Origin of the sequence: Pseudomonas citronellolis (assembly GCF_001586155.1) — a bacterium.
GTDB lineage: Bacteria > Pseudomonadota > Gammaproteobacteria > Pseudomonadales > Pseudomonadaceae > Pseudomonas > Pseudomonas citronellolis.
Genome location: NZ_CP014158.1, coordinates 6,364,978 through 6,391,698, shown reverse-complemented (window position 1 = coordinate 6,391,698; position 26,721 = coordinate 6,364,978). Strand labels below are relative to the sequence as shown.

Sequence of the window (26,721 nt, the reverse complement as noted above, 5' to 3'; positions counted from 1 at the left end):
CTGCATGTACCTGGAAACCCCGAAGAAATTCCGCGGCCTGGTCAACCAGGCGCACCAGGTGGCGGAAAACTACCTGCGGCCGATCTCGCGCAAGTACGACAAGGCCGAGCACGCCTACCCCAAGGAGCTGGACCTGCTGGCCGCGCTGCTGGACGGCATGAATGCCGGCTCGCCGGACGCCGTGGGCGCCACCTCGGCCAGCAAGCGCAAGGGCGCGGCGGCGGAGGAGGGCGTGAAGAACGGCGGCAACCTCTCCGCCTGCCTGGGCGTGATGGAAATGTGCTGGGGCGACGTCGGCCTGCTGCTGGCCATGCCGCGCCAGGGCCTGGGCAACGCCGCCATCGCCGCGGTGGCCAACGACGAACAACTGAAACGCTTCGGCGGCACCTGGGCGGCCATGGCCATCACCGAACCGGGCTGTGGCTCGGACTCGGCGGCGATCCGCGCCACGGCGAGCAAGGACGGCGACCACTACGTGCTCAACGGCGAGAAGATCTTCGTCACCTCCGGCGCCCGCGCCGACGCCGTGGTGGTCTGGGCCACCCTGGACCGCGGCCTGGGCCGCGCGGCGATCAAGTCCTTCGTAGTGGAGAAGGGCACCCCGGGTATGACCGTCACCCGTCTGGAGAAGAAGCTCGGGATCAAGGCCTCGGACACCGCCTCCATCAGCTTCAGCGACTGCCGGGTGCCGTCGGCCAATCTGCTGGGCAATGCCGAGATCGACGTGCAGAAGGGCTTCGCCGGCGTGATGGAGACCTTCGACAACACCCGCCCGTTGGTGGCCGCCATGGCCGTGGGCGTGGCCAAGGCCTCGCTGGACCGCGCCCGCGAATTGCTGAAGAAGGCCGGCTGCCGTTTCGACTACGCCAAGCCGCTGCTCTCCGTCAGCCATGCCGAGGCGACCCTGTACCGCCTGGAGGCCGAATGGGAAGCGGCGCGCCTGCTGACGCTGAAGGCCGCGTGGATGGCCGACAACCGCCAGCCCAACTCCAAGGAGGCCTCCATCGCCAAGGCCAAGGCCGGGCGCGTGGCCAACGAAGTCACCCTGAAGTGCGTGGAACTGGCCGGCGCCCTGGGCTACGGCGAGGACGAACTGCTGGAGAAATGGGCGCGGGACTCGAAGATCCTCGACATCTTCGAAGGCACCCAGCAGATCCAGCTGCTGATCGTGGCGCGCCGCCTGTTGGGCAAGACCTCCAGCCAATTGAAGTGACCGGAGCTGCCGTTCACCTGTAGGAGCGCGCCCTGCGCGCGATTCGCAGGCAGGGCCTGCTCCTACAGGTCGGGGGCGTATGCACGCGAAGTGCTCTTCGTAGGATGGGTTGAGCTTGCGAAACCCATGCGGTCGTGGCGATGGGTATCGCTTCGCTCAACCCATCCTACGGGGGTTGTGTTTGCCGGGGGCGTAGGAGCGGGGCTCAGGCCGTGCGCCGGCCCTTGCCGGAATTGCCGTTGGCCGGCGGCAGGCTGTCGAGCCAGTCGCGGAAGCGGATGCGTTCGTCGCGCACCAGCCAGCCGTCCTGTTCGGCGAAGCTTTCCGAGAGCCAGATGCCGCGGGTCGCGGCCTTCACCAGTTCGCCCTTGCGCAGGGTGAAGAGCGCGTCGGTGGGCTGGCCGTGTTCCAGCGGCAGCAGGTACAGGTCCGGGCGGCGGCGGTCCAGGCGGGCCACCAGGGGGCCGCTTTCCAGGCGCTCGTCGACGTGGAACAGGCTGACGTCGCGCACGTCCTTGGGCAGTTCCATGCGCAGGTCGTAGACCAGCTGCAGCGAGGCGGTGGGCAGGTGCACGTAGGCCTGCGGGCGCTCGAGTAGACGCAGGGCGCCGGCCTGCACCGGGCGCGCGGCGCCGGACAGCGGCGTCAGCGAGAAATGGCTGGCCTCGCGGTAGCGCAGGGTGCCCTGGTAGGGCGTCGGCAGCCAGGTGTCGCCGAAGCGCCCGCCCAGCCAGCCGTCGGCGGTTTCCACCAGGCATTCCTCGGCCACTTCCTGGATGGCGGTGAGCAGCGGCAGGTTCAGTTCGTGGGACGGCACGTAGCCGGAAATCAGCTTGAGCACGGTGTCGCCGCGGTCGGCGCGTTGCTGGCGCACCAGCACCCAGTAGTCGCGGCCCTGCCAGTTGAGCGTCAGGCGCACCGACACGCCCAGGTTGGCCAGCTCGGCGGTGAAGCGCTGGGTATCGGCCACCTCGACCGGGCGGCGGCGCTCCAGGACCTGGGAGAAATTCAGCGGCAGGCCGAGGCCCTGGTAGACCAGGCTGTCGGGGTTGGCCTCGACCAGCAACGGCAGGGTCTTGAAGGCGGTCGGGTCCTTGCGGGCGAGCGTACGGGGCATGGGCGGTCCTCGTCGTACAGGGCGCATCGGGCCGCCTTCAGGGTGGGCGGCCTGGCCGATCGTTCCGGGTTGCCAGTGGCTAGGGCGTTGACGGCGAACTTCGAAAACCCTCGATTATTTCGAGGTTAGCCCTGAAAGGCGCCTGGTTTTCGGATGTTTTTCCTGTCAGCGAGCTTTTGGCGGCAATTTTGCGTGCCGTGGTTTTCCACCGCGGAGTCTGAGCATGGCACAGGAATGCGCCCTTTGTGTCAACCTTGGGTGACTGCCGATCAACGGTCGTGGCGCCGCCGGATTCGGCCGCCAGCGCTCAGCCGCCGAGGACTTCGGCCGCCAGCGCGACGTTGTGCCGCAGGTGCTGTGGGTCGATGGTGCCGACGATGGCCGCGCCCACCCCGGGGTGGCCGAACACCAGCTCGAAGCTGGCGCGCACGGGGTCCTGGCCCTCGCCCAGGCAGGCGTGGCCGCTGGCCAGGGCCTTCTTCACCAGGATGCCGCGGTGGTGCGCCAGGGCGTGGTCGATCACCGCCTTCTCGGCCTGTTCGTTGAGGTTGTAGGTGACCATGGCGCAATCGCCGCGCTGCAGCGCCAGCAGGCCGCCGTCGACGGTCTTGCCGGAGAAGCCGAAGCCGCGGATCAGGCCTTCCTGCTTGAGCCGTTCGAGGGTCTCGTAGACCTCGGTGTGCTGCAGGACGTGCAGGTCGTTGCCGTCGGAGTGCACCAGCACCAGGTCGATGTAGTCGGTCTCCAGGCGGCGCAGGCTGCGCTCCACCGACAGGCGGGTGTGGGCGGCGCTGAAGTCGAAGCGCGACTGGCCGTTTTCGAATTCCTCGCCGGTCTTGCTGACGATCACCCAGTCCTGGCGCTGGCCGCGCAGCAGCGGGCCGAGGCGCTCCTCGCTGCGGCCATAGGCCGGCGCGGTGTCGATCAGGTTGATGCCCAGCTCGCGGGCCAGTGCCAGCAGGTCGGCGGCCTCGCGGTCGTCGGGGATGCGGAAGCCGCTGGGGTACTTCACGCCCTGGTCGCGGCCCAGCTTGACGGTGCCCAGGCCCAGCGGCGAGACGTTCAGGCCGGTGCGGCCCAGCGGGCGATGCAGTGCGTGCAGGCCGCTCATGGCAGCAGTTCCTCCCATACCGGGCGGGCCAGGGGTGGGCTCGGCAGCTCCGGCAGCGGCTGCCCGGCGGCGGGGCGGATGCCGTCGCGGTCCAGGGCCTCGAAGACGCGGTCGGCGAAGTTCGGCGCCAGCGCCAGCTTGGTCGGCCAGCCCACCAGCAGGCGGCCCTGGTCGGCGAGGAAGGCGCTGTCCGGGCGCAGCAGGCCGGATTGCGCCGGCTCGGCGCGGTCCACCCGCAGGGTGGCCCAGCGCGCGGCGGAGAGGTCGACCCAGGGCAGCAGCTTGCGCAGCTCGCGCTGGGCCTCGGCGATCTGTTCGGCTTCGCTGCGGGCCACGCCTTCGGCCTCGGCGATGTCGCCGCCCAGGTACCACACCCACTGGCCGTCGGCCGCCGGGTGGGTGGTCACAGTGACCCGCGGCTTGGGCCCGCCGCCGACGCAGTGGGCGTAAAGCGGCTTCAGCGTCGGCGCCTTGAGCAGCACCATGTGCAGCGGGCGGCGCTGCATGGCCGGTTGCTCCAGGCCGAGTTCGCGCAGCAGCGCCTCGTTGCCGGCGCCGGCGGCCAGCACCACGCGCTGGGCGCGGATGTCGCGGCCGTCGACGCGCAGGCCGACCAGCTCGTCGCCTTCGCGCAGCGGCTCGATGCGTTCCCCGGCCAGCAGGCCGTCGCCGCCCAGCACCGCCAGGTGGGCGACCAGGCTGGGCACGTCCAGCACCAGTTCGGAGAGGCGGTAGGCCTTGCCCTTGAAGGCCTTGTCCTGCAGCGCGGGTGGCAGTTCGTCGCCCTTCACCTGGGCGACGCGGCTGCGCACCGCCTTGCTGGCGAAGAAGCTGGTGAGGTTGCCGGCCAGGCCGCCCGGCGACCACAGGTAGTGGGCGTCGGAAAGCACGCGCACGCCGCACAGGTCCAGCTCGCCGTCGCCGGCCAGGCACTGGCGCCACAGCGAGGGCATGTCGGCGATGGCCTCCGAGGCGCCGGTCAGCGCGCCATGTAGGGCGTACTTGGTGCCGCCGTGGATGATCCCCTGCGAGCGCATGCTCTGCACGCCGCCGAGCGCGCTGTTCTCCACCAGCACGGTGGAATAGCCGGCACGGCGCAGGCGGGCATTCAGCCAGAGGCCGGCGATGCCGCCGCCGACGACCAGGATGTCGGTGCTCAGGGGTTGGGTCATGGAAGGGCGCGCCTCGCGTGAAACGAAGCGCGCAGTATAACCGAGGGGGCTGTGGCTCAGTGGCTGACGCTGCCGGAGAACAGCTGGATCACCACCACGCCGCTGACGATCAGGCCCATGCCCAGCAGCGCCGGGGCATCGAGTTTCTGCTGGTAGAGCACCAGCGCGGCGACGCTGACCAGCACGATGCCCAGGCCGGCCCAGATGGCGTAGGCGATGCCCACCGGGATGCTGCGCACCACCAGGGTGAGCATCCAGAAGGAGATGGCGTAGCCGACGATCACCAGCAGCAGGGGCAGCGGCGTGGACAGGCCTTTCACCGACTTCAGCGAAGCGGTGGCGATGACTTCGGCGACGATGGCGATGGCGAGATAGAGATAGCCGGGCATGTTCAGTCCTCCCCAGGAGCGGCCGGGCGGGCGGCCGATGTTGCGAATAGCGACATTCTAGTGTTCCCGGCGATGGGATAAAGTCATTACCTATCTGCAAAGGAGATAGGCTATGCAGTGGAATCTGGACCAGTTGCGACTCTTCGTCAGCGTCGCCGATCAATCTTCCTTCTCGGCGGCGGCGCGCCAGCTCCAGCGTGTGCAGTCGGCGGTCAGCTCGTCCATCGCGCTGCTGGAGAGCGACCTGGGCGTGAGCCTGTTCGACCGCAGCAGCGGCCGCCAGCCGGTGCTGACCCAGGAGGGCAGGGCGCTGCTTGACGAGGCCCGCGAGGTGCTGCGCCAGTGCCAGCGCCTGGAAAGCCGGGCGATGGCCCTGGTGCGCGGCGAGGAAGCGCGCCTGCGCCTGGCCCAGGACGAGGCCATGCCCTACCAGCCCGTGCTTTCCGGCCTGCAGGCGCTGGCCCGGGCCTTCCCCACCCTGGAGGTGCAACTGGCCAGCGGCGCCCAGGGCGACGTGGCGCGCAAGCTGCTGGAGCGCCGCGCCGACCTCGGCCTGCTGTTCCACCACGAGGGCATGCCGGACGAACTGGAGCGCCAGCACCTGGGCACCATCGAGATGGTCACCGTGTGCGGCGCCGGCCACGCCCTGGCTGGCCTGGACTATGCCGACCGCCGCGAACTGGCGCGGCACCGCCAATTGCTGATGGCGCCGCAGGACAGCCACTACCCCGGCGGCGAGCAGATCAGCCCGCTGGTGTGGCGCGCCGACAGCTTCTACGCCATGGCCGAACTGCTGATGCGCGACCTCGGCTGGGCCTGGCTGCCGCGCCACGTGGCGCAGTACCCGGCCTACCAGCCGCTGCTGGTGGAACTGGCCAGCGACTGGACGCCGCCGCCGCTGGTGGTGGAACTGGTCTGGCGCCGCGACGAGCCCCTGGGCCCGGCGGCGCAGTGGCTGGGCGAATGCTTCGCCGAACACCTGAAGGAATAGGCGCAACACGACTTTCGGAACAACTGTCTTGCCGGTAGCGCGAGGTGCTTTTCGTAGGATGGGTTGAGCTTGCGATACCCATCGGACCCTGGTGATGGGTATCGCTTCGCTCAACACCATCCTACGAAGAGCCTGTCGGCAAGCTAGGCGCCGCGCGAACCCCCGGCGTTATTTGCTACTCTCCGCCGCCATGAACCGGACTCTCTATACCCTGTTGTTCCACCTGGGCCTGCCGCTGGTCGCGCTGCGCCTGTTCCTGCGTTCGCGCAAGGCGCCGGCCTATGCCCGGCGCATCGGCGAGCGCTTTGCCTTCGGCCTGCCGGTCATGCAGCCGGGCGGCATCTGGGTGCACGCCGTGTCGGTGGGCGAAAGCATCGCCGCAGCGCCCATGATCCGCGCCCTGCAGCAGCGTTATCCACAGCTGCCGATCACCGTCACCTGCATGACGCCGACCGGCTCCGAGCGCATCCGCGCGCTGTTCGGCGACAGCGTGCAGCACTGCTACCTGCCCTACGACCTGCCCTGGGCCGCGGCGCGCTTCCTGAACCGGGTGAAGCCGCGCCTGGCGGTGATCATGGAAACCGAGCTGTGGCCCAACCACATCCACCAGTGCGCCCGCCGCGGCATCCCGGTGGCGCTGGCCAATGCGCGCCTGTCCGAGCGCTCGGCCCGCGGCTACGCGCGTTTCGAGGGGCTGACGCGGCCGATGCTCGGCGAGATGAGCTGGCTGGCGGTGCAGACCGAGGCCGAGGCCGAACGCTTCCGCCGCCTGGGCGCGCGTCCGGAGTGCGTGAGCGTGACCGGTTCGATCAAGTTCGACCTGAGCATCGACGCCGAACTGCTCGCCCGCGCCACGGCCCTGCGCCACGACTGGCAGGCCGAGGGCCGGCCGGTGTGGATCGCCGCCAGCACCCATGCCGGGGAGGACGAGATCGTCCTCGCCGCCCACCGCAAGCTGCTGGAAACGCACTCGGACGCCTTGCTGATCCTGGTGCCGCGCCACCCGGAACGCTTCGACGGCATGTTCGAACTGTGCCGCCGCGAGGGCTTCGCCACGCTGCGTCGTTCCAGCGGCGAGCCGGTGCAGGCCGCCACCCAGGTGCTGCTCGGCGACACCATGGGTGAGCTGCTGTTCCTCTACGCCCTGGCCGACGTCGCCTTCGTCGGCGGCAGCCTGGTGCCCAACGGCGGGCACAACCTGCTGGAGCCGGCGGCGCTGGGCAAGCCGGTACTGTCCGGGCCGCAGCTGTTCAACTTCCTCGAGATCGCCGCGCAACTGCGCGAGGTCGGCGCCCTGCGCGAGGTGCTGGATGCGCCGACGCTGGCGGTGGCAGTGGGGCAGTTGTGGGATGAGCCGGCGGTGGCGCAGCGCATGGCCGAGGCTGGGTTGGGGGTGCTGAAGGCCAATCAGGGGGCGTTGCGGCGGCTGCTCGATGGGCTGGCTCGGTTGTTGGGCTAGGGCCTTTGTAGGAGCGAGCTTGCCCGCGAACGGAGTTTCCCGGTCATGGCGGCGCATGAGATCACCACCGTCCCCTCTCCCCAGCCCTCGGCTGCGCGCCCCGCCCTGAAGGGAGAGGGGGTTTGTCCGTGCCGAGAGAGGGAATGGTTTCAATCGGAAATCACCGTGCTAGCCGGCTGACTCCAGAGCATCAAACCCTGCCCAACGGTCCCCTCTCCCTTCAGGGAGAGGGTTAGGGAGAGGGCGCTCTCAACCCCAGCACCCACGACTCCCGGCGAACTCCGTTCGCGAGCAAGCTCGCTCCTACACAAGAACGCGGCGGTCAGAACGTCGGCGGCGTAATCACCCAGAGCACCACCGCATCCACGTCCCCGGGGTTGCCGTAGCGGTGCGGCTCCTGGCTGGAGTAGCTGAAGCTGTCGCCTTCGTTGAGCAGGAAATACCGCTCGCCCACCCACAGCTCGAAGGTGCCGCTGAGCAGGTAGCCGGCTTCCTCGCCCTCGTGGCTGTAGCTCTGCTGGCTGTAGGTGCCGGGCGGAAAGCGCGAGTGGAGGATTTCCAACTGGCGGGTGGGCTGCGGGCTGAGCAGTTCGTCGACGATGCCGTCCTCGTAGTGCACGCTGGTGCGCGCGTTGCGCCGCACCACGTAGCCGGCGTCGGCCGGGTCGGCCTGCACCTCGCTGGCGAAGAACCACTGGATGGTCACGCCCAGGCTGCGGGCGATGTTGAACAGCGCCGGGATCGACGGGTAGGCCAGGTTGCGTTCCAGCTGGCTGATGTAGCCGGCGGTGAGCTTGCTCTGCTCGGCCAGCTCGGCCAGTGTCATGCCGCGCCGCTTGCGCAGGCCGCGAATGCGCGTGCCGAGGAACTGCGCTTCGGCGCTGGCGGGGGCTTGCTGCGGGGCTTTCGGGCTCATGCGGCGAGGGTCCTGGCGAGTCGGTCGTGGGGCATTCTAAACAATGCGCCGCGCCTGTGGGTCGCTGCACCTTGCTTGCCGCGAATGCCGTTGCTGGACTTGGCGTGGGGCGGCTTCGGGTTCGGCTCCGAGCGCGCGACGGTCAAGGTCAGGCGGCGGATAACCGCGAACGGTTATCCGCCCTACGCCCACCCCATCGACTCAGATTGCCCAGGCTGCCTTGAGGCCTTCGTAGATCGCTTCTTCGGCGGTGCGCGGGGCCAGGCAGTCGCCGATGCGGCGGAATTCCACCAGGCCTTCCAGCTCGGCGGCCAGGTCGTCCACCGGCTGGTGGCCCTGGCACAGCACCAGGGTGTCGATGCCTTCGAAGATCATCGGCTCGCCGCTGGCACTGTGCTGCAGGTAGACGCTGCTGTCGTCGCAGCCGTACAGCCGCGCGTAGGGGCTGATCTCGATGCCCAGGCGGTGCAGCTCGCCGGCCAGGTGGTCGCGCACGTAGAGCGGCAGGTTCTCGCCGGCATGGGTGCCGTTCACCGCCAGGCGCACCTGGTGGCCAGCGCGCACCAGTTGCTCGGCGATGCCGGGGGCGATCCAGTCGCAGCGCCAGTCGGTGACCAGCACCGAGCGGCCGACCTGCACCTCGCCGCGCAGCACCTGCCAGGCGTCCACCACCTGCAGTTCGCCGCCGCGCTCGAAGGGTGGCCAGTAGGGCTTGGCGCCGGTGGCGACTATCACCAGGTCGGGCTTCTCGGCTTCCACCAGGGCGCGGTCGACGCGGGTGTTGCGCCGCACTTCCACGCCGGCCAGCTGCATTTCGCGCTGCAGGTTGGTGGAGGCGCCGCCGAATTCGGCGCGGCGCGGCAGCAGTTGCGCCAGGTTGACCTGGCCGCCGAGCTGCGCGCCGGCCTCGCAGAGAATCACCTCATGGCCGCGCTGGGCCGCCACCGCCGCAGCCTTCATGCCCGCCGGGCCGCCGCCGGCCACCAGCACGCGCTTGCGTTGCGCGGCCGGCTCGATGCGCCCGTACTGCAGCTCGCGGCCGGTTTCCGGGTGCTGGATGCAGGAGATCGGGTAGCCGCGGTGGAAGTGGCCGATGCACGCCTGGTTGCAGGCGATGCAGGCGCGCACGTCCTCGACGTGGCCGGTCTCGGTCTTTTGCGGCATCTGCGGGTCGCAGATCAGCGCGCGGGTCATGCCGCACACGTCGGCCTGGCCGCGGGTGATGATCAGTTCGGCCTCCTGCGGCTGGTTGATGCGCCCGGTGACGAACAGCGGGATGTCCAGGCGCGCCTTGAAGGTCGCCGCGTTGCTGGCCAGGTAGGCAGCCTCGATGGCCATCGGCGGGACGATGTGGATGGCGCCGCCGAGGGAGGCGGAGGTGCCGGCGACTATGTGCACGTAGTCCAGTTCGCCCTGCAGCGCGCGCACGGCCAGCAGCGACTCATCCTCGGTCAGGCCCTCGGGGTCGCGCTCGTCGGCGGAGATGCGCAGGCCGACGATGAAGTCCTCGGCCGTGGCCGCGCGCACCGCGGCGATCACCTCGCGGGTGAAGCGCAGGCGCGCGTCGAGGTCGCCGTTGTAGCCGTCCGTGCGGCGGTTCACCCGCGGGTTGAGGAACTGCGCCGGCAGGTAGCCGTGGCTGGCCACCACTTCCACGCCGTCCAGCCCGGCCTGGTGCAGGCGCCGCGCGGCGGCGGCGTAGCCGGCGACTATCTCGTCGATCATGCGCGGGTCCAGCTCGCGCGGCATCACGCGGAAGCGCTCGTTGGGCGAGGCCGAGGCGGAGTAGGCCACCGCCAGCAGGCCGTCACTGGACTCCATGATCTCGCGCCCGGGGTGGAAGATCTGCGACAGCACCAGGGTGCCCTCGGCATGGCAGGCCTCGGCGACGCGGCGGTAGCCGGGGATGCACGCGTCGTCGGTGGCCATCAGCACGTGGGAGGTATAGCGGGCGCTGTCGTGTACCCCCGCCACCTGCATCACGATCAGCCCTACGCCACCCTTGGCGCGGGCCTGGTGGTAGGCCACCAGTTGGTCGTTGACCAGGTTGTCGGTGGGCATGGAGGTGTCGTGCCCGGTGGACATGATGCGGTTCTTCAGGCGCTTGCCACGGATTTGCAGCGGGCTGAACAGGTGCGGGAAGGCATGGCTCACGGACGTCGTCCTTTCTTGTTGTTCTGCGGGGGGCTCAGGCGTTGCGGGCCTGCCAGTCGACCGGGTAGAGGGCGTAGAACACGCAGGCCTTCTCGCCCTCGTAGGCCAGCGGCGTGCGCTCCGGCACCCAGATCACGTCGCCCGGCGCGGCCTCGATGACGCGCTCGCCCAGGCGCAGGCGGAAGTGGCCTTCCAGCACCACGATCAGCTCGTCGTAGAGCACCGTCCACTCGATGGAGCAGCCGTCGAAGCGGGCCAGGCCGGCGCCCATGGTCTGGCTGTCGGCCGGGCCGATCAGGCGGCAGATGGCGGCGTTTTCCGGCGCCTGGCCGGCATAGGGCTGGAACTGCAGGGCGGACTTCTGGAAGTGGATGACGTCGGACACGGCGGGGCTCCTGGTGGGCGGATGGTCATCTAACGTATTTCCATGGAAATTTACCTTCAGTAAAAAATCAACTTGTTTTTTTAAAAGTGACTGGGTAGTTTCATTTCCACGCCCCGTCGCCGACGAGGCGTGCCCAGCGACGTACTCCACAACAACTACAAGAGGAGATGCGCATGAACCGTGCCCCACGGTATCTACCCGCGCCGGCCGCTCCAGGCCGCGGCGCCCCTCCGCCTCTGACAGCCAGCCGCCTCCATCCGCGAGTTGTTCCGGTACGTCCAACCCACCTCCGCCGTGCCACCGCGGTGGCCACGGTTCGCATCCACAGAGGGTCCGCTCGATGATTTCGCGCAAGAACGCTTTGCAACCCCTGCTGCTGCTCCTGGGACTCGGTCTCGGCAGCGCCCAGGCGCAGGATTCCATGGTCGTGGTCGGCTATGGCGGCGCCGGGCAGAAGGCCCAGGACGTGGCTTTCTTCCAGCCCTTCGCCAAGGCCAGCGGGGCACGCCTGACCCAGGCCGAGTACAACGGCGAGATGGCGCGCATCAAGGTGATGACCGATACCGGCCATGCCGATTGGGACGTGGTGCAGATCGAGGGCCCGGACCTGGCGCGCAACTGCGACCTGGGCATGTTCGTGCCGCTGGACTGGAAGCAGCTGGGCGGCGCCGACCAACTGGTGCCCAACGCGGCCAAGGAATGCGGCTCGGCCGCGCTGGTGTGGGGCGTGGCCATCGCCTACGACGCCGACAAGCTGAAGACCGCGCCCAGCGGCTGGCAGGACTTCTGGGACCTGAAGAAATTCCCCGGCAAGCGCGGCCTGCGCAAGCGCGCGGTGTACAACCTGGAGTTCGCCCTGATGGCCGACGGCGTCGCCCCGGCGGACGTCTACAAGGTGCTCTCCACCAAGGCCGGCGTCGACCGCGCCTTCGCCAAGCTCGACCAGATCAAGCCGTCGATCCAGTGGTGGGAAGCCGGCGCCCAGCCGCCGCAGTGGCTCGCCGCCGGCGACGTGGTGATGACCACCAGCTACACCGGGCGCATCGCCGATGCCCACAAGAGCGGGCGCAACCTCGACCTGGTCTGGCCGGGCGCGCTGTACGGCATGGACTACTGGGCGATCATCAAGGGCTCGCAGCACGTCGACCTGGCCAAGCGCTTCATCGCCTTCGCCAACCAGGCCGACGCCCAGGTCGACTACGTGCACAACATCCCCTACGGCCCGACCAACAAGCAGGCCGCCGAACGCCTGCCGCAGGACCTGGCGCGCTGGGTGCCGACCGCGCCGGCGAACATCAAGGTGGGCCTGGCCATGGACGACGAGTTCTGGGCCGACCATGGCGAGGAGCTGGAAGAGCGCTTCAACGCCTGGGCGGCGCAATAGGTCAAGCTATAGGCTGCAAGCTGCAAGCTGCAAGCTGCAAGCAAGAGCGAAGAGCCCCGCACATGCTCTTCGCCTGTAGCCTGTCGTTCGAACAACAAGAGGAACCCCGGCATGACCATCCCGATGCCTTCCCGTGAAACCTGCTCCGCCGAAGAGTGGAAGCTGCGCGAGGAGTTGGCCGCCTGCTACCGGCTGATCGCCCATTTCCGCATGAGCGACCTGATCTTCACCCACATTTCCCTGCGTCTTCCGGGGCCGGAGCACCATTTCCTGATCAACCCCTACGGGCTGATGTTCGACGAGATCAGCGCCTCCAGCCTGGTGAAGATCGACCTGGCCGGCCACCCGGTGGCGCCGACGCGCTACAAGGTCAACCCGGCCGGCTTCGTCATCCACAGCGCCATCCACGCCGCCCGCGAGGACGCCCAGTGCGTGCTGCACACCCACACCCGCGCCGGCTGCGCGGTGGCGGCCCAGGCCGCGGGGCTGCTGCCGCTGAACCAGATGTCCATGGAGTTCTACGGGCGCCTGGGCTACCACGACTACGAGGGCATCGCGCTGTCGTTCGACGAGCAGCAGCGCCTGGTACGCGACCTCGGCGACCACCTGGGGATGATCCTGCGCAACCACGGCCTGCTGACCGTGGGCGCGAGCGTGAAGCAGGCGTTCCTGCGCATGTACTACCTGGAGAAGGCCTGCGACATCCAGATCGCCGCCCAGGTCGGCGGCGAACTGGTGATCCCGCCGGACGCGGTGTGCCGGCGCACCGAGCGCCAGTTCAACGAACCGCATCAGCCGCAGGCCGAAGGCGAGCTGAGCGACCCGGACGGCATCGACCTGGCCTGGGAGGCGCTGCTGCGCATGCTGGAGCGCATTGCGCCGGGGTATCGCGACTGAGCGACCGGCCTTGTCTTGCCGGCCGCGCCGAGGTGCTTTTCGTAGGATGGGTTGAGCTTGCGAAACCCATGCGGCCGTGGTGATGGGTATCGCTTCGCTCAACCCATCCTACGACGGCGTTTCTCCTGTTCCTTGTAAGCGGGCCCTGCCCGCGATTCGCGCGCAGGGCGCGCTCCTACATTGGAATGGCGTGGGTGGGGCGGCGTAGGAGCGGATCTCATCCGCGATCCGCGCCGGGACGTCCGGTTATCGCGGACAAGGTCCGCTCCTACGGGGGAGGAATACCGTGCTTCCCCACAACCTGTAGGAGCGGGCCCTGCCCGCGATTCGCGCGCAGGGCGCGCTCCTACATGGGAATGGCGTGGGTGGGGCGGCGTAGGAGCGGATCTCATCCGCGATCCGCGCCGGGACGTCCGGTTATCGCGGACAAGGTCCGCTCCTACGGGGGAGGAGGAATACCGTGCTCCCCGGCAACCTGTAGGAGCGGGCCCTGCCCGCGATTTCGCGCGCAGGGCGCGCTCCTACATGGAAATGGCGTGGGTGGGGCGGCGTAGGAGCGGATCTCATCCGCGATCCGCGCCGGGGCATCCGGTTATCGCGGACAAGGTCCGCTCCTACGGGGGAGGAGGAATACCATGCTCCCCGGCAACCTGTAAGCGGGCCCTGCCCGCGATTTCGCGCGCAGGGCGCGCTCCTACATGGAAATGGTGTGGGGTGTGGCGTAGGAGCGGACGGAGCCCGCTCCGCAAGCGACAAGCCCGGCTTCTGCCGGGCTTGTCGTTCACTGCTGGGTCCGCGCCTTGCTGCTGTTTTCCAGCTGCTGCTCGGCGGCCTTGGCCAGGTCCGGGGGGAGGAAGTCCTTGTCCGGGTTGTAGTCGGCCTTGAGGTAGGTGCCCAGGGCCTGCAGGTCGGCCGGGCTGAGGGTGCCGGCGGTCTGCTTCAGGCGCAGGTTGTCGAGGATGTAGTCGTAGCGGCTGTTGTTGTAGTCGCGCACCGCGCTGTACAGCTGGCGCTGGGCGTCGAGCACGTCGACGATGTTGCGGGTGCCGACCTGGTAGCCGATCTCGGTGGCTTCCAGCGAGCTCTGGTTGGAGATGATCGCCTGGCGCCGCGCCTTCACCGTTTCCACGTCGGTGTTCACCGCGCGGTGCTGGTTGCGCGCGTCCTGCACCACCTGGCGGCGCTGGCTTTCGCGCAGTTGCTCGCTCTGGCTCAGGCGCTGGTACGACTCGCGCACCTGGGAGCTGGTCAGGCCGCCGCTGTAGATCGGGATGTTCAGCTGCACGCCGACGCTGGTCTGGTCGACCCACTTGCCGTAGTGCGGGAGGCTGCCGTCGGCGTTGGTGAAGCCCAGCGCGTCGTTGTCGCCCTTCTGGTACTGCACCACCGCATCCACGGTCGGCAGGTGCCCGGCCTTGCGCTGGCGCAGGGTTTCCTCGGCGGCGGTGACCGCGAAGTTGCTGGCCTGCAGGGCGATGTTCTGTTGCACCGAGGTATCCACCCAGGCCTTGGCGTCGTTCGGCGTCGGCACCACCACCGGCAGCGAGTGGAGGATGCCCTCGATGCCGCTGTACTCGCGGTTGGTCAGGGTCACCAGGGCCTGGAAGGCGTCTTCCACCGCCTGCTCGGCAACGATCCGGTTGGCCCGCGCGGTGTCGTAGCCGGCCTGGGATTCGAGCACGTCGGTCTTGTCCGACAGGCCGACGTCGAAGCGTTCGTTGGACTGGTCGAGCTGGCGCTTGAAGGCCGCTTCCTCGGCCTTGCTGGCGGCCAGGTTGTCCTGGGCGCGGAGCACGCCGAAGTAGGTCTCGGCGGTCTGCAGGATCAGCCGCTGCTGGGTCGCGGAGAATTCCAGCTGGGCCTGTTCGCTGATGTTTTCCGCGGCCTTGAGCTGGAACCAGCGGTCGGCGCGGAACAGCGGCTGGCTGAGGCTGGCCTGGACCAGCTGGCTGCTGCGGTTGAGGGTGGCGTCCGGGGTGTCCAGCGAGGTGCGGCTGGTGCCCAGGCTGCCGCCGGCATTGATCTGCGGCAGCAGGCCGGAGCGCGCCTGGGGCACGACTTCCTTGCGCGCCAGGTAGTCGGCCTGGGCGGCGGCGAGGTCGGCGTTGTTGTCTACGGCATCCTTGTAGACGCTGATCAGGTCGGTCTTGGTCGGCAGCGGAGCGACGCTCGACGTGGGCTGTGCTGCCCAGACGAAACCTGTGGAGGCGGCCACGGCGACAGCCAGGGAGAGTCTGCGCAGCATTCGTTCGTCCTAGAAAGTGTGCGGGTGGGGCAAGGCTACGGTCGCCCCGATTGGCGGTCAAGGCGCCATCTTCGGGCAATTCGTTGCAGCATTGTAGTTGCCGGGGCGTGACCGAGAAGTCGCATCCGATACTTTCGGCCCGGCGGCATTGGCCAAGCGCCGAACTCTTGTTTAGACTGCGGACGTTCTTGTCGGGGTGCCCCATTGCGAGGGGCTGAGATCGGATAGTTCCGGATCCCGTTGAACCTGATCGGGTTAGCACCCGCGTAGGGAACAAGAAGTCCGCGTCCCCAGTGCCTTTCCGGCCGGCCCCAGCCCTCCCCGGACGCGTCCTTTCTCCGCAGTGCCTTGCGGCTCCCGCGTCACCCAGGTTCTCCCGACAATCAACCCAGGAGAGCCAGGATGAGCACCCAGAAGAACAACGTAACCCGCCTTGAACAGCTCGATCGCCAGTCGGCGCAGCCCTTCCCCAATTCGCGCAAGGTCTACCTGACCGGCTCGCGCCCGGACATCCGCGTACCGGTGCGGGAAATTTCCCTGGCCGATACCCCCACCGCCTTCGGCGGCGAGAAGAACGCCCCGGTGTTCGTCTACGACACCTCCGGCCCCTACACCGACCCCGAAGTGCGCATCGACCTGCGCAAGGGCCTGCCCGATGTGCGCTCGCGCTGGATCGACGAGCGCGGCGACACCGAGATCCTCCCCGGCCTGACCTCCAACTTCGGCCAGGCCCGCCTGGCCGACGCCAGCCTCGACGCCCTGCGCTTCGCCCACGTGCGCACCCCGCGCCGGGCCAAGGCCGGGAAGAACGTCACGCAGATGCACTACGCGCGCCAGGGCATCATCACCCCGGAGATGGAATACATCGCCATCCGCGAGAACATGAAGCTGCAGGAAGCCCGCGCCGCCGGCCTGCTCAAGGACCAGCACCCGGGGCAGAGCTTCGGCGCCAGCATCCCGCAGGAGATCACCGCCGAGTTCGTCCGCGAGGAGATCGCCCGCGGCCGCGCCATCGTCCCGGCGAACATCAACCACACGGAACTGGAGCCGATGATCATCGGCCGCAACTTCCTGGTGAAGATCAACGGCAACATCGGCAACAGCGCCCTGGGCTCGTCCATCGAGGAAGAGGTGGAGAAGCTCACCTGGGGCATCCGCTGGGGCGCCGATACGGTGATGGACCTGTCCACCGGCAAGCACATCCACGAGACCCGCGAGTGGATCCTGCGCAACAGCCCGGTGCCGATCGGCACGGTGCCCATCTACCAGGCGCTGGAGAAGGTCGGCGGCATCGCCGAGGACCTGAACTGGGAAATCTTCCGCGACACCCTGATCGAACAGGCCGAGCAGGGCGTGGACTACTTCACCATCCACGCCGGCGTGCTGCTGCGCTACGTGCCGCTGACCGCCAAGCGCGTCACCGGCATCGTCTCGCGCGGCGGCTCGATCATGGCCAAGTGGTGCCTGGCGCACCACCAGGAGAACTTCCTCTATACGCATTTCGAAGACATCTGCGAAATCATGAAGGCCTACGACGTCAGCTTCTCGCTGGGCGACGGCCTGCGCCCGGGCTCGGTGGCCGACGCCAACGACGCCGCCCAGTTCGGCGAGCTGGAAACCCTCGGCGAGCTGACCAAGATCGCCTGGAAGCACGACGTGCAGGTGATGATCGAAGGCCCCGGCCACGTGCCCATGCAGCTGATCAAGGAGAACATGGACAAGCAGCTGGAATGCTGCGACGAGGCGCCGTTCTACACCCTCGGCCCGCTGACCACCGACATCGCCCCCGGCTACGACCACATCACCTCGGGCATCGGCGCGGCGATGATCGGCTGGTTCGGCTGCGCCATGCTCTGCTACGTCACGCCCAAGGAGCACCTGGGCCTGCCGAACAAGGACGACGTGAAGACCGGCATCATCACCTACAAGATCGCCGCGCATGCTGCCGATCTCGCAAAAGGTCATCCGGGCGCGCAGATCCGCGACAACGCGTTGTCCAAGGCGCGCTTCGAGTTCCGCTGGGAAGACCAGTTCAACCTCGGCCTGGACCCGGACACCGCGCGTGCCTTCCATGACGAGACGCTGCCGAAGGACTCGGCCAAGGTCGCGCACTTCTGCTCCATGTGCGGGCCGAAGTTCTGCTCCATGAAGATCACCCAGGAAGTCCGCGACTACGCCAAGGAGAACGGCCTGACCGACGAGCAGAAGGCCATCGAGGCCGGCTTCCAGGAACAGGCCGCGCGCTTCAAGGACGAAGGCTCGGTGATCTACAAGCAGGTCTGATCGCTACACCGCGGCACCTGTAGGAGCGAGCTTGCTCGCGAACAGCCCGGGCTCGGGGCCGGTTCGCGAGCAAGCTCGCTCCTACGAGAAGAAGACACATCCCAATAACCCCAGAGCCTTGCGCACATCGTGACCACCACCACTGCAACCAACTATTCCCCGGCCATCGCCGTTGGCTCCGCCCAGCGCGTGCTCGGCCTGCGCGACCTGTTCTCCCTGTGGTTCTCCCTCGGCATCGGCCTGATGGTGCTGCAGACCGGCGCGCTGCTGGCGCCCGGCCTGGGACTGGCCGGCTCGCTGCTGGCGATCTTTCTCGGCACCCTGGTCGGGGTGCTGCTGCTGGCCGCCGCCGGGGTGATCGGCAGCGACACCGGGCTGGCCGCCATGGCCTCGCTCAAGCTCAGCCTGGGCGGTCACGGCGCGGCGCTGCCGGCCGTGCTCAACCTGCTGCAACTGGTGGGTTGGGGCGCCTTCGAGGTGATCGTCATGCGCGATGCCGCCAGCCTGCTGGCCGCGCGCGCCTTCGGCGAGGGCAGCGCCTGGACCAGCCCGGCGCTGTGGACCCTGGTGTTCGGCGCCCTGGCCACCCTGCTGGCGGTCAGCGGGCCGCTGGCCTTCGTCCGCCGCGTGCTGCGCAAATGGGGCATCTGGCTGCTGCTGGCGGCCTGCATCTGGCTGACCTGGGACCTGCTGCACCGCGCGGACCTGGCGGCCATCTGGGCCCGCGGCGGCGACGGCTCGCTGCCGCTGGCGGTGGGCTTCGACATCGCCATCGCCATGCCGTTGTCATGGCTGCCGCTGATCGCCGATTACTCGCGCTTCGGCAAGCACGCCGGGCAGGTGTTCGGCGGCGCCGCGCTGGGCTTCTTCATCGGCTGCTTCTGGCTGATGGGCCTGGGCGTGGCCTACACCCTGGCGTTCGCCCAGGGCAGCGACGCCAACGCCCTGCTGCTGGCCCTGGCCGGCGCCGGCATGGGCATCCCGCTGCTGCTGATCCTGCTCGACGAGTCGGAAAAGGCCTTCGCCGACATCCACTCGGCGGCGGTTTCCAGCGGCATCCTGGTGCCGCTGAAGGTCGAGCACCTGGCGCTGATCATCGGCGTGCTCTGTACCCTGATCGCCTGGTTCGCGCCGCTTGCGCAGTACCAGAACTTCCTGCTGCTGATCGGCTCGGTGTTCGCCCCGCTGTTCGGCGTGGTGCTGGTCGACCACTTCCTGCTGCGCCGCCGCGCCGCCGCCGAAGTCCGCCCCGGCCTGCGCTGGGGCTCGCTGCTGGCTTGGGCCGGCGGCGTGGTCACCTACCACCTGCTGGCCAACTACGCCCCGGACCTGGGCGCCACCCTGCCGGCGCTGCTGGTGGCCGGGGTGCTGCAGCTTGCGCTGGGGCGTATCGGCGCGAAGGGCTGAGCGGCCTGGCGGAGTGCGGGAGAAACTCAAGCGTAGGATGGGTTGAGCGAAGCGATACCCATCACCGTGACCGCATGGGTTTCGCAAGCTCAACCCATCCTACGAAGAGCACTTCGGTGCAGCCTGTAAGACAGTTGTTCCTACAGGTCGATGCCGAACTTCCCGTCCATGCCGGACAGCCCCCTCTCCCGCTTGCGGGAGAGGGTTGGGGAGAGGGAACGGAGTCAGTCCGATGCACCGTTGCCGCCGGTGAACACCGTTCGCGGACAAGGTCCGCTCCTACCGCATGAGCGAGCATGGCTTTCGTAGGATGGTGTTGAGCGAAGCGATACCCATCACCGCAACCGCATGGGTTTCGCCAAGGCTCAACCCATCCGTTGAGGCGCGTCTCGGCGCGGCCGGCAAGACAGTTGCTCCTACGGGCAGCGCCATGCCTCACGGTGATCCGTAGGAGCGGGCCCTGCCCGCGAATCGCGCGCAGGGCGCGCTCCTACATGGGAATCGTGCGATGCCCTACTGCGCTCCACGCCCCGGGAAGTAGTACGGCTTGACGATGCCATTGAGCCGCGGATACGGAATCTTCAGCTCCGGGTGCCCGACCGAGTGCGGGGCGATGCTGTCGATGTCGTACTTCAGCGTCAGCGCGCCGAAGGTCAGGGCGAAGTGCGGGGTTTTCCGGAACGGCCAGTCCCTGAGGAAGTTCGCGTCCTGCTCCACCAGCTTGTTCTGCACTACCCAGGCCTGGTGGGCCAGGCGCGCGTTGTCCCAGAAGGCCTGCTCCTGGCCGGGCAGCAGCACATCCTGCAGCGTCAGCACCTTGTGCAGGCGGCGGTCGTAGTTGATGAAGGCGCGCCCCGGCTGGCCGTACTCGCCGCCGGTGAAGACGTAGCTGGACAGTTCGACGATCACCAGGCCGTCATGCTGCTCGCGTATCTTCGCCTGCAGGTAGCTGCTCCAGCCCGGCTTGGCGCTGGCCAGGAAATCCCGCTCGTAGCCGGCGAGGCTGGCCGGGCGCGGGTCGTCCGGGGTGTTGCGGGTGAGGTCGAGCAACTGCGCCTCGATAGCGGCGTCCAGCGCGGGTTCCCCGTCGAAGCTCAGGGTGTCCAGGTTGAACAGCGGGCACTGCTCGCCCTGGCAGCCCGGCTGCAGGTGTTCGAAGGCGGTGTGGCGGGCGCTCAGCGGGTCGCCCAGGCCGGGGCCGAAGAGGCTCTGGCAGCCGCCGAGCGCCAGCAGCAGGCCGGCGGCGGCAAGGGTTTTCAGAAAATTCATGGGTGTCCTTCTTTGCGTGTCCGGCGGCGGTCGGCCGCGCGGCTTGGACCGGCGAAGCCGCGCCGGGTTCGCCGCGCCGCCGAGTGTAGCAGTGTCGCGCGGCTCCCCGCCGGGCGGTGGCGGAAAGAGGCTGCGCGGGGCACGGCGTCGCGATAGGATGGCGCGAAGTTCAACCGATCGATGAGTGTGTGGGATGGCGGATATCTTCAAGGCGGGTCCGGACGACGTGGAGATCACTCGACGCGAGGAGTGCTTCCGCGGCTTCTATCGCATCGAGCGTCTGCACCTGCGTCATCGCCAGTTCGCCGGCGACATGGGGCCGCTGATCAGCCGCGAGCTGTTCGTCCGCCACGATGCCGTCTGCGTGCTGCCCTACGACCCGCAGCGTGACGAAGTGGTACTGATCGAACAGTTCCGCGTCGGCGCCCTGGAGGCCGGGGTCAACCCCTGGCTGCTGGAGCTGGTCGCCGGGCTGATCGACAAGGACGAAGAACCTGAAGAGGTCGCCCGCCGCGAAGCCGTGGAAGAAGCCGGCCTGAACCTCGGCGCGCTCTGGCCGATCAGCCAGTACCTGCCGTCGCCCGGCGGCAGCAACGAACTGGTGCACCTGTTCGTCGGCCGTTGCGACAGCAGCCGGGCCTCGGGCATCCATGGCCTGGAGGAGGAGGGCGAGGACATCCGCGTCCACGTGCTGGCCCTCGAGGATGCCCTGCAGGCCGTGCGCGACGGGCGCGTCAACAACGCCGCGAGCATGCTCGCCCTGCAATGGCTGGCGCTGAACCGCGCCGAGGTTCGTGGCCTATGGGTGTGAACCTGCTGCGTGAACGCTACCGCGTCGACCTGGCCGGGCTGCAAGCCACCTGCGAGGCCAACTACCTGCGCCTGATGCGGCTGCTGCCGGACATGCGCGAAGTGCAGTCGCAGCGCCGCGTGGCGCTGAGCGAGGGCGAACGCCTGCTCGGCGTGCTGGCCCTGGAAGTGATCGAGGCCTGCCCCTACACCACCACCCTGCAGGTGCGCCAGGAACTGGGCCTGCCCTGGCTGCCCGCGCCGCGCCTGGAAGTGCGCGTCTACCATGACGCGCGCATGGCCGAAGTGGTCGGCGCCGAGCAGGCGCGCCGCCTGCTGGCCATCTACCCTTACCCCAACCAGGCCATGCACCAGCCGGACGAGAAGAGCCAGCTCAACCTCTTCCTCGGCGAATGGCTGAGCCACTGCCTGGCCTGCGGCCACGAGCTGGAACCGGTCCTGCAACGCTGAAAGCGCGGGTGATGGCGTTGCGCCATGATAGGATGTCGTTCGTCCGGCCGACGGCGAGCATACTGTGAACTGTGACTCTTTCCCGGTTTGCCCGGCACCGGGGCTGTCACCATACTTCCTTCAACGACGACGCCTCGCCTGACAGGAGAAGGCGCATTGCCTGCGAAAGAATTTTCCTCAAATGAGCCGGTGCTGCTGGTACAGCTCACTGACAGCCATCTGTTCGCCGAGCACGATGGCCGGCTTCTCGGCATGGATACCGCGGACAGCCTGCAACAAGTGGTGAAGCGCGTCCTCGAGGAGCAGCCGCAGATCGATCTGGTCCTGGCGACGGGTGATATCTCGCAGGACGGTTCCCCAGAGTCGTACAGACGTTTCCTGGATATCTGTTCCAGCATTCAGGCACCGGCCCGCTGGTTTCCCGGCAACCACGACGAGCTGGCGCCCATGCGCGAAGTCTGCGCCGGCAGCGACCTCCTCGACCCGGTGCTCGACCTGGGCGCCTGGCGCATCGTCCTGCTCGACTCCACCATCCCCGGCGCGGTGCCCGGGCAGGTGTCCGCCGAGCAGCTGGCGCTGCTGGACCAAGCCCTGCACGACGCGCGCGATCGCCACGTGCTGGTGGCCTTCCACCACCACCCGGTGAGCATCGGCAGCCAGTGGATGGACCGCATCGGCATCCGCAACCCGGACGACCTGTTCGCCGTGCTCGACCGCCACCGGCACGTGCGCTGCCTGCTCTGGGGCCACGTGCACCAGGAAATCGACCGCCTGCGCGGCGACGTGCGCCTGTTGGCGTCCCCTTCCACCTGCGTGCAGTTCGCCCCGGGCAGCGAGGACTTCGGCGTGGACAGCCTGGCGCCGGGCTACCGCTGGCTGCGCCTGCTGCCCGATGGCGGCGTGCAGACCGGCGTGTCGCGGGTCACCGGCATCGATTTCCAGGTGGACTACAGCGTCCAGGGCTACTGACGCGTGCGGCTTGCAGGCAGCGGCTCGCTGCTTGTAGCCTCCCGCACCATGACCGATATCCTCTATATCCACGGCTTCAACAGCTCCCCCGCCTCGCAGAAGGCGCGCCAGCTCGCGGCTGTCATGGAGCGCCTGGGCTTGCAGGCGCACCTGCGGGTGCCCGAACTGCACCACCACCCGCGGCAGGCCATGGCCCAGCTGCAGGCGGCCATCGGCGAACTCGACCGGCCCTTGCTGGTCGGCAGTTCCCTGGGCGGCTACTATGCGACCCATCTCGCCGAGCGGCACGGTCTCAAGGCCCTGCTGATCAACCCGGCGGTGCTACCCCACGGCCGTTTCGACGGCTATCTGGGGCCGCAGAAGAACCATTACAGCGGCGAGGAATGGGTGCTGACCCAGGACCACGTCGACGCCCTGGCGGAACTCGAAGTGCCGCCGCCGGTCGATGCGGCGCGCTACCAGGTGTGGCTGCAGACCGGCGATGAAACCCTCGACTACAAGGTCGCCGCGGTCTTCTACCGGGCCTGCGCCTTGCGCATCGAGGCCGGCGGCGACCACGGCTTCCAGGGCTTCGCCCGCTGGCTGCCGGCGCTGCTGGCCTTCGCCGGGGTGCCGGCGGGCCTGTGGCGCGACCTCGATTTCACAACTCTTTGAAAAGGGACCCCATGGCCCAGCAGAACGCCTATACCGCAGAAGCCATCGAAGTCCTCTCCGGCCTCGATCCGGTGCGCAAGCGCCCGGGCATGTACACCGACACCACGCGGCCCAACCACCTGGCCCAGGAAGTCATCGACAACTCCGTGGACGAGGCCCTGGCCGGCCACGCCAAGAGCGTGCAGGTGATCCTCCACGAGGACAACTCGCTGGAAGTGATCGACGACGGCCGCGGCATGCCGGTGGACATCCACCCCGAAGAGGGCGTGCCGGGGGTCGAGCTGATCCTCACCAAGCTGCACGCCGGCGGCAAGTTCTCCAACAAGAACTACCAGTTCTCCGGCGGCCTGCACGGCGTGGGCATCTCGGTGGTGAACGCGCTTTCCACCCAGGTGGAAGTGCGCGTCAAGCGCGACGCCAACGAATACCGCATGACCTTCGCCGACGGCTTCAAGGCCAGCGACCTGGAAGTCATCGGCAGCGTCGGCCGGCGCAACACCGGCACCACCGTGCGCTTCTGGCCCGACCCGAAGTATTTCGACTCGCCGAAGTTCTCCGTCAGCCGCCTCAAGCACGTGCTCAAGGCCAAGGCCGTGCTCTGCCCGGGGCTGCTGGTCACTTTCGAGGACAAGAGCAGCGGCGAGCGCGTCGAATGGCACTACGAGGACGGCCTGCGTTCCTACCTGGCCGACTCGGTGTCCGAGCTGCCGCGCCTGCCGGAAGAACCCTTCTGCGGCACCCTGGCCGGCAGCAAGGAGGCGGTGGACTGGGCCCTGCTGTGGCTGCCCGAGGGCGGCGAGTCGCTGCAGGAAAGCTACGTCAACCTGATCCCCACGGCCCAGGGCGGCACCCACGTCAACGGCCTGCGCCAGGGCCTGCTGGACGCCATGCGCGAGTTCTGCGAGTTCCGCAACCTGCTGCCGCGCGGCGTCAAGCTGGCCCCGGAAGACGTCTGGGAGCGCATCGCCTTCGTCCTCTCGATGAAGCTGCAGGAGCCGCAGTTCTCCGGGCAGACCAAGGAGCGCCTGTCGTCTCGCGAGGCGGCGGCCTTCGTCTCCGGCGTCGTGAAGGACGCCTTCAGCCTCTGGCTCAACGCCAACCCCGAACTGGGCCTGCAACTGGCGGAGCTGGCCATCAGCAACGCCGGCCGTCGCCTGAAGGCGGGCAAGAAGGTCGAGCGCAAGAAGATCACCCAGGGCCCGGCGCTGCCCGGCAAGCTGGCCGACTGCGCCGGCCAGGACCCGATGCGCGCCGAGCTGTTCCTGGTGGAGGGCGACTCCGCCGGCGGCTCGGCCAAGCAGGCGCGGGACAAGGAATTCCAGGCGATCATGCCGCTGCGCGGGAAGATCCTGAACACCTGGGAAGTGGACGGCGGCGAAGTCCTGGCCAGCCAGGAAGTGCACGACATCGCCGTGGCCATCGGCGTCGACCCGGGCGCCGCCGACCTGAGCCAGCTGCGCTACGGCAAGATCTGCATCCTCGCCGACGCCGACTCCGACGGCCTGCACATCGCCACCCTGCTGTGCGCCCTGTTCGTCCGCCACTTCCGCCCGCTGGTGGAAGCCGGGCACGTCTACGTGGCCATGCCGCCGCTGTACCGCATCGACCTGGGCAAGGAAGTCTTCTACGCCCTGGACGACGCCGAGCGCGACGGCATCCTCGACCGGCTGCTGGCCGAGAAGCGCCGCGGCAAGCCGCAGGTCACCCGCTTCAAGGGCCTGGGCGAGATGAACCCGCCGCAGCTGCGCGAAACCACCATGGACCCGAACACCCGGCGCCTGGTGCAGCTGACCCTGGAAGACGCCGAGGGCACCGTCGAGATCATGGACATGCTGCTGGCCAAGAAACGCGCCGGCGACCGCAAGTCCTGGCTGGAGACCAAGGGCAACCTGGCCGAGGTCCTGGCCTGATGCGCCGCGCGCTGGCCGCCCTGGCGGCCGTGCTCGGCTGCGCCCAGGCCCTGGCGGACGCACCCGCGGTAGGGCAGGGGCCGGCCCTGCAGTTCCTCTCCGAGCACGCCGTGGAAGGCATGCCCGCGGGCAACCTGTCGGGGCTGGCGCTGTGCGGCGGCGAGCTGTGGACGGTGTCCGACCGCGACGACGACCGCCTCTACGGCCTGCGCCCGGACGAAACCCCGGGCAGCGTCTGGCAGGCTCGCGCCGAGACCTTCAGCGCGCCCGGGCTGCCCGACAGCGGCCTGTCCTGGGGCGCCCGCGCGCGCACCTGGCTGTATGGCCTGGTGCGCGGCGGGGCCATGGACTTCGAAGGCCTCAGCTGCGACGGCAAGGGCAACCGCTACCTGGTCAGCGAGGCCTATGCCGGCGTGCTGCGGGTGCCGGAGGCCGGCGCCGCGCAATGGCTGGAGCTGCCGCCGACGCTGCTGCGCCAGGCGCGCGCCAGCGGCCTGCTGATGGTCAACAACGCCTACTACGAAGGCCTGGCCATCGACGCCGACGGCAAGCGCCTGTGGCTCGCCGCCGAACGCCAGCGCCGCGGCCTGCTGCGCCTGCGCAACGACAACGGCAGCTGGAAATGCGACGGCGCCTGCGTGCTGCTCAGCGAGGCCGGGACGGCGCTGCCGCCGCCGCAACTGGAAAGCGACAAGCCGCTGGCCCTGGACTTCTCCGACCTGGCGCTGTACCAGGGCAAGCTGTTCACCCTGGAGCGCCTGGTGCACCAGGTCTGCCGGCGCAACGCCGAGAGCGGCGCCGCCGAGCGCTGCTGGTCGTTCGCCGACGGCGCCCTGGCCCCGGAGCGCCGCTACGCCTTGCCCTACGGTGTGGCCGAGGCCCTGGTGATCGACGACAAGGGCGCCTGGATCGGCCTGGACAATGGCGACGCGGCCCGCGCCGACGGCGATGCGCGACCCTACGTGCTGCGCTTCGCCGCCCCGGCGGAGGGCTGGCTGGGTGGCAAATGAACGACGCGCAACCCGGACGCCGCCTCGGCAAGGCCATGATGCTGCTCGCCTGGCTGGCCGGCATCGGCCTGGCCACGCACTTCTTCGGCCTGTGGGAAAAGCGCCAGCACAACCCCAACGTGCAGCCGCAGTCGCTGCACGGCGATGGCTACGTGGAGCTGCGCCTGCTGGGCAACCGCCAGGGCCACTACGTGTTCGACGGCCTGATCGACGGTGCGCCGGCGACCTTCCTGCTGGACACCGGCGCCAGCGCCGTGGCCGTGCCGGAAGCCCTGGCCCTGCGCCTGCAACTGCAGCGTGGCGCGCCCATCGACCTGGACACCGCCAACGGCCGCACCCGGGGCTGGCGCACGCGCCTGCAGCGCCTGGAGCTGGGCGACATCCTCTTGAAGGACGTGCCGGCGATCATCGCCCCGGGCATGGGCGGCAACGAGGTGCTGCTCGGCATGAGCGCCCTCAGACAACTCGAATTCTCCCAGCGCGACGGCACCCTGGTGCTGCGCCAGAACACTTCCCCGTGAGGCAC

At 68.7% G+C, this 26,721-nt stretch carries 23 protein-coding genes and 1 riboswitch; of the genes, 14 read left to right on the top strand and 9 right to left on the bottom strand.

Features of this window, described 5'->3' with window-relative positions; genetic code table 11:
- Positions 1-4: 4 nt before the first annotated feature.
- Complete coding sequence (locus PcP3B5_RS27940) at positions 5-1,213, top strand: acyl-CoA dehydrogenase family protein (RefSeq protein ID WP_061562977.1); 1,209 nt, start codon at positions 5-7, stop codon at positions 1,211-1,213.
- Positions 1,214-1,418: 205 nt separating this feature from the next.
- Here PcP3B5_RS27940 and PcP3B5_RS27935 read toward each other — a convergent pair whose 3' ends face one another.
- The 4 genes from PcP3B5_RS27935 to PcP3B5_RS27920 form a co-directional block, all read right to left on the bottom strand.
- Complete coding sequence (locus PcP3B5_RS27935; RefSeq protein WP_043268534.1) at positions 1,419-2,330, bottom strand: hypothetical protein; 912 nt, start codon at positions 2,328-2,330, stop codon at positions 1,419-1,421.
- A gap of 307 nt (positions 2,331-2,637) precedes the next feature.
- A complete protein-coding gene (locus PcP3B5_RS27930; protein WP_061562976.1) occupies positions 2,638-3,441 on the bottom strand; it encodes an aldo/keto reductase in 804 nt (267 codons plus the stop codon).
- Entirely contained in the window at positions 3,438-4,613 is a 1,176-nt protein-coding gene (locus PcP3B5_RS27925; RefSeq protein WP_061562975.1) for an NAD(P)/FAD-dependent oxidoreductase, read from the bottom strand. Before PcP3B5_RS27925 ends, PcP3B5_RS27930 begins: the two co-directional genes overlap by 4 nt.
- 56 nt (positions 4,614-4,669) lie before the next feature.
- The gene (locus PcP3B5_RS27920) at positions 4,670-5,002 is read right to left on the bottom strand and encodes a DMT family transporter (protein WP_058488179.1); all 333 of its coding nucleotides are present in this window, start codon (positions 5,000-5,002) and stop codon (positions 4,670-4,672) included.
- A 112-nt stretch (positions 5,003-5,114) separates the two neighbouring features.
- Between PcP3B5_RS27920 and PcP3B5_RS27915 the strand changes: the two genes are divergently transcribed.
- Entirely contained in the window at positions 5,115-5,993 is an 879-nt protein-coding gene (locus PcP3B5_RS27915) for a LysR family transcriptional regulator (protein WP_061562974.1), read from the top strand.
- A gap of 190 nt (positions 5,994-6,183) precedes the next feature.
- Positions 6,184-7,452 carry a lipid IV(A) 3-deoxy-D-manno-octulosonic acid transferase gene (gene waaA / locus PcP3B5_RS27910; RefSeq protein ID WP_061562973.1) on the top strand — a complete coding sequence of 423 codons (1,269 nt, stop codon included), beginning with the start codon at positions 6,184-6,186 and terminating at the stop codon, positions 7,450-7,452.
- Between the two features lie 322 nt (positions 7,453-7,774).
- On the opposite strand, the gene PcP3B5_RS27905 is transcribed toward waaA, so the two are convergent.
- The 3 genes from PcP3B5_RS27905 to PcP3B5_RS27895 form a co-directional block, all read right to left on the bottom strand.
- Positions 7,775-8,368, bottom strand: coding sequence for a helix-turn-helix domain-containing protein (locus PcP3B5_RS27905; protein WP_009613541.1), 594 nt, complete (start codon positions 8,366-8,368; stop codon positions 7,775-7,777).
- Between the two features lie 201 nt (positions 8,369-8,569).
- The gene (locus tag PcP3B5_RS27900) at positions 8,570-10,453 is read right to left on the bottom strand and encodes an oxidoreductase (protein WP_237143120.1); all 1,884 of its coding nucleotides are present in this window, start codon (positions 10,451-10,453) and stop codon (positions 8,570-8,572) included.
- 103 nt (positions 10,454-10,556) lie between these two features.
- Entirely contained in the window at positions 10,557-10,907 is a 351-nt protein-coding gene (locus PcP3B5_RS27895; RefSeq protein WP_009613539.1) for a cupin domain-containing protein, read from the bottom strand.
- 340 nt (positions 10,908-11,247) lie between these two features.
- Here PcP3B5_RS27895 and PcP3B5_RS27890 point away from each other — a divergent pair, with 340 nt between their 5' ends.
- Both PcP3B5_RS27890 and PcP3B5_RS27885 read left to right on the top strand, forming a co-directional pair.
- Positions 11,248-12,291, top strand: coding sequence for an ABC transporter substrate-binding protein (locus PcP3B5_RS27890; RefSeq protein ID WP_061562971.1), 1,044 nt, complete (start codon positions 11,248-11,250; stop codon positions 12,289-12,291).
- 111 nt (positions 12,292-12,402) lie between these two features.
- Entirely contained in the window at positions 12,403-13,188 is a 786-nt protein-coding gene (locus PcP3B5_RS27885) for a class II aldolase/adducin family protein (protein WP_061562970.1), read from the top strand.
- A gap of 781 nt (positions 13,189-13,969) precedes the next feature.
- Here PcP3B5_RS27885 and PcP3B5_RS27880 read toward each other — a convergent pair.
- Positions 13,970-15,433 (bottom strand): TolC family outer membrane protein, encoded by a 1,464-nt coding sequence (locus PcP3B5_RS27880; protein ID WP_061562969.1) that lies wholly within the window; start codon positions 15,431-15,433, stop codon positions 13,970-13,972.
- Between the two features lie 182 nt (positions 15,434-15,615).
- Positions 15,616-15,723: riboswitch (TPP riboswitch) on the top strand.
- 112 nt (positions 15,724-15,835) lie between these two features.
- Here PcP3B5_RS27880 and thiC point away from each other — a divergent pair.
- Together thiC and cytX are read left to right on the top strand one after the other, a co-directional pair.
- On the top strand, positions 15,836-17,716 hold the full coding sequence (gene thiC, locus PcP3B5_RS27875; protein ID WP_061562968.1) for a phosphomethylpyrimidine synthase ThiC: 1,881 nt from the start codon (positions 15,836-15,838) through the stop codon (positions 17,714-17,716).
- Between the two features lie 129 nt (positions 17,717-17,845).
- Positions 17,846-19,123, top strand: coding sequence for a putative hydroxymethylpyrimidine transporter CytX (gene cytX / locus PcP3B5_RS27870; RefSeq protein ID WP_061562967.1), 1,278 nt, complete (start codon positions 17,846-17,848; stop codon positions 19,121-19,123).
- Positions 19,124-19,636: 513 nt separating this feature from the next.
- Here the strand turns inward: cytX and PcP3B5_RS27865 are convergent.
- Positions 19,637-20,392, bottom strand: coding sequence for an RsiV family protein (locus PcP3B5_RS27865; protein WP_061562966.1), 756 nt, complete (start codon positions 20,390-20,392; stop codon positions 19,637-19,639).
- A gap of 193 nt (positions 20,393-20,585) precedes the next feature.
- Here PcP3B5_RS27865 and PcP3B5_RS27860 point away from each other — a divergent pair, with 193 nt between their 5' ends.
- The 7 genes from PcP3B5_RS27860 (at position 20,586) to PcP3B5_RS27830 (ending at position 26,716) form a co-directional block, all read left to right on the top strand.
- Entirely contained in the window at positions 20,586-21,203 is a 618-nt protein-coding gene (locus PcP3B5_RS27860) for an NUDIX domain-containing protein (RefSeq protein ID WP_061562965.1), read from the top strand.
- Positions 21,194-21,652: a DUF1249 domain-containing protein gene (locus tag PcP3B5_RS27855; protein WP_009613530.1), complete on the top strand. Its 459-nt coding sequence runs from the start codon at positions 21,194-21,196 to the stop codon at positions 21,650-21,652. Before PcP3B5_RS27860 ends, PcP3B5_RS27855 begins: the two co-directional genes overlap by 10 nt.
- A 156-nt stretch (positions 21,653-21,808) precedes the next feature.
- Entirely contained in the window at positions 21,809-22,621 is an 813-nt protein-coding gene (gene cpdA / locus PcP3B5_RS27850; protein WP_061562964.1) for a 3',5'-cyclic-AMP phosphodiesterase, read from the top strand.
- A 48-nt stretch (positions 22,622-22,669) separates the two neighbouring features.
- Positions 22,670-23,275 (top strand): YqiA/YcfP family alpha/beta fold hydrolase, encoded by a 606-nt coding sequence (locus PcP3B5_RS27845; RefSeq protein WP_009613526.1) that lies wholly within the window; start codon positions 22,670-22,672, stop codon positions 23,273-23,275.
- Between the two features lie 11 nt (positions 23,276-23,286).
- Positions 23,287-25,185: a DNA topoisomerase IV subunit B gene (gene parE, locus PcP3B5_RS27840; protein WP_061562963.1), complete on the top strand. Its 1,899-nt coding sequence runs from the start codon at positions 23,287-23,289 to the stop codon at positions 25,183-25,185.
- Complete coding sequence (locus PcP3B5_RS27835) at positions 25,185-26,195, top strand: esterase-like activity of phytase family protein (protein WP_061562962.1); 1,011 nt, start codon at positions 25,185-25,187, stop codon at positions 26,193-26,195. Before parE ends, PcP3B5_RS27835 begins: the two co-directional genes overlap by 1 nt.
- On the top strand, positions 26,192-26,716 hold the full coding sequence (locus PcP3B5_RS27830; RefSeq protein ID WP_009613520.1) for a retropepsin-like aspartic protease family protein: 525 nt from the start codon (positions 26,192-26,194) through the stop codon (positions 26,714-26,716). Before PcP3B5_RS27835 ends, PcP3B5_RS27830 begins: the two co-directional genes overlap by 4 nt.
- Positions 26,717-26,721: the final 5 nt, after the last annotated feature.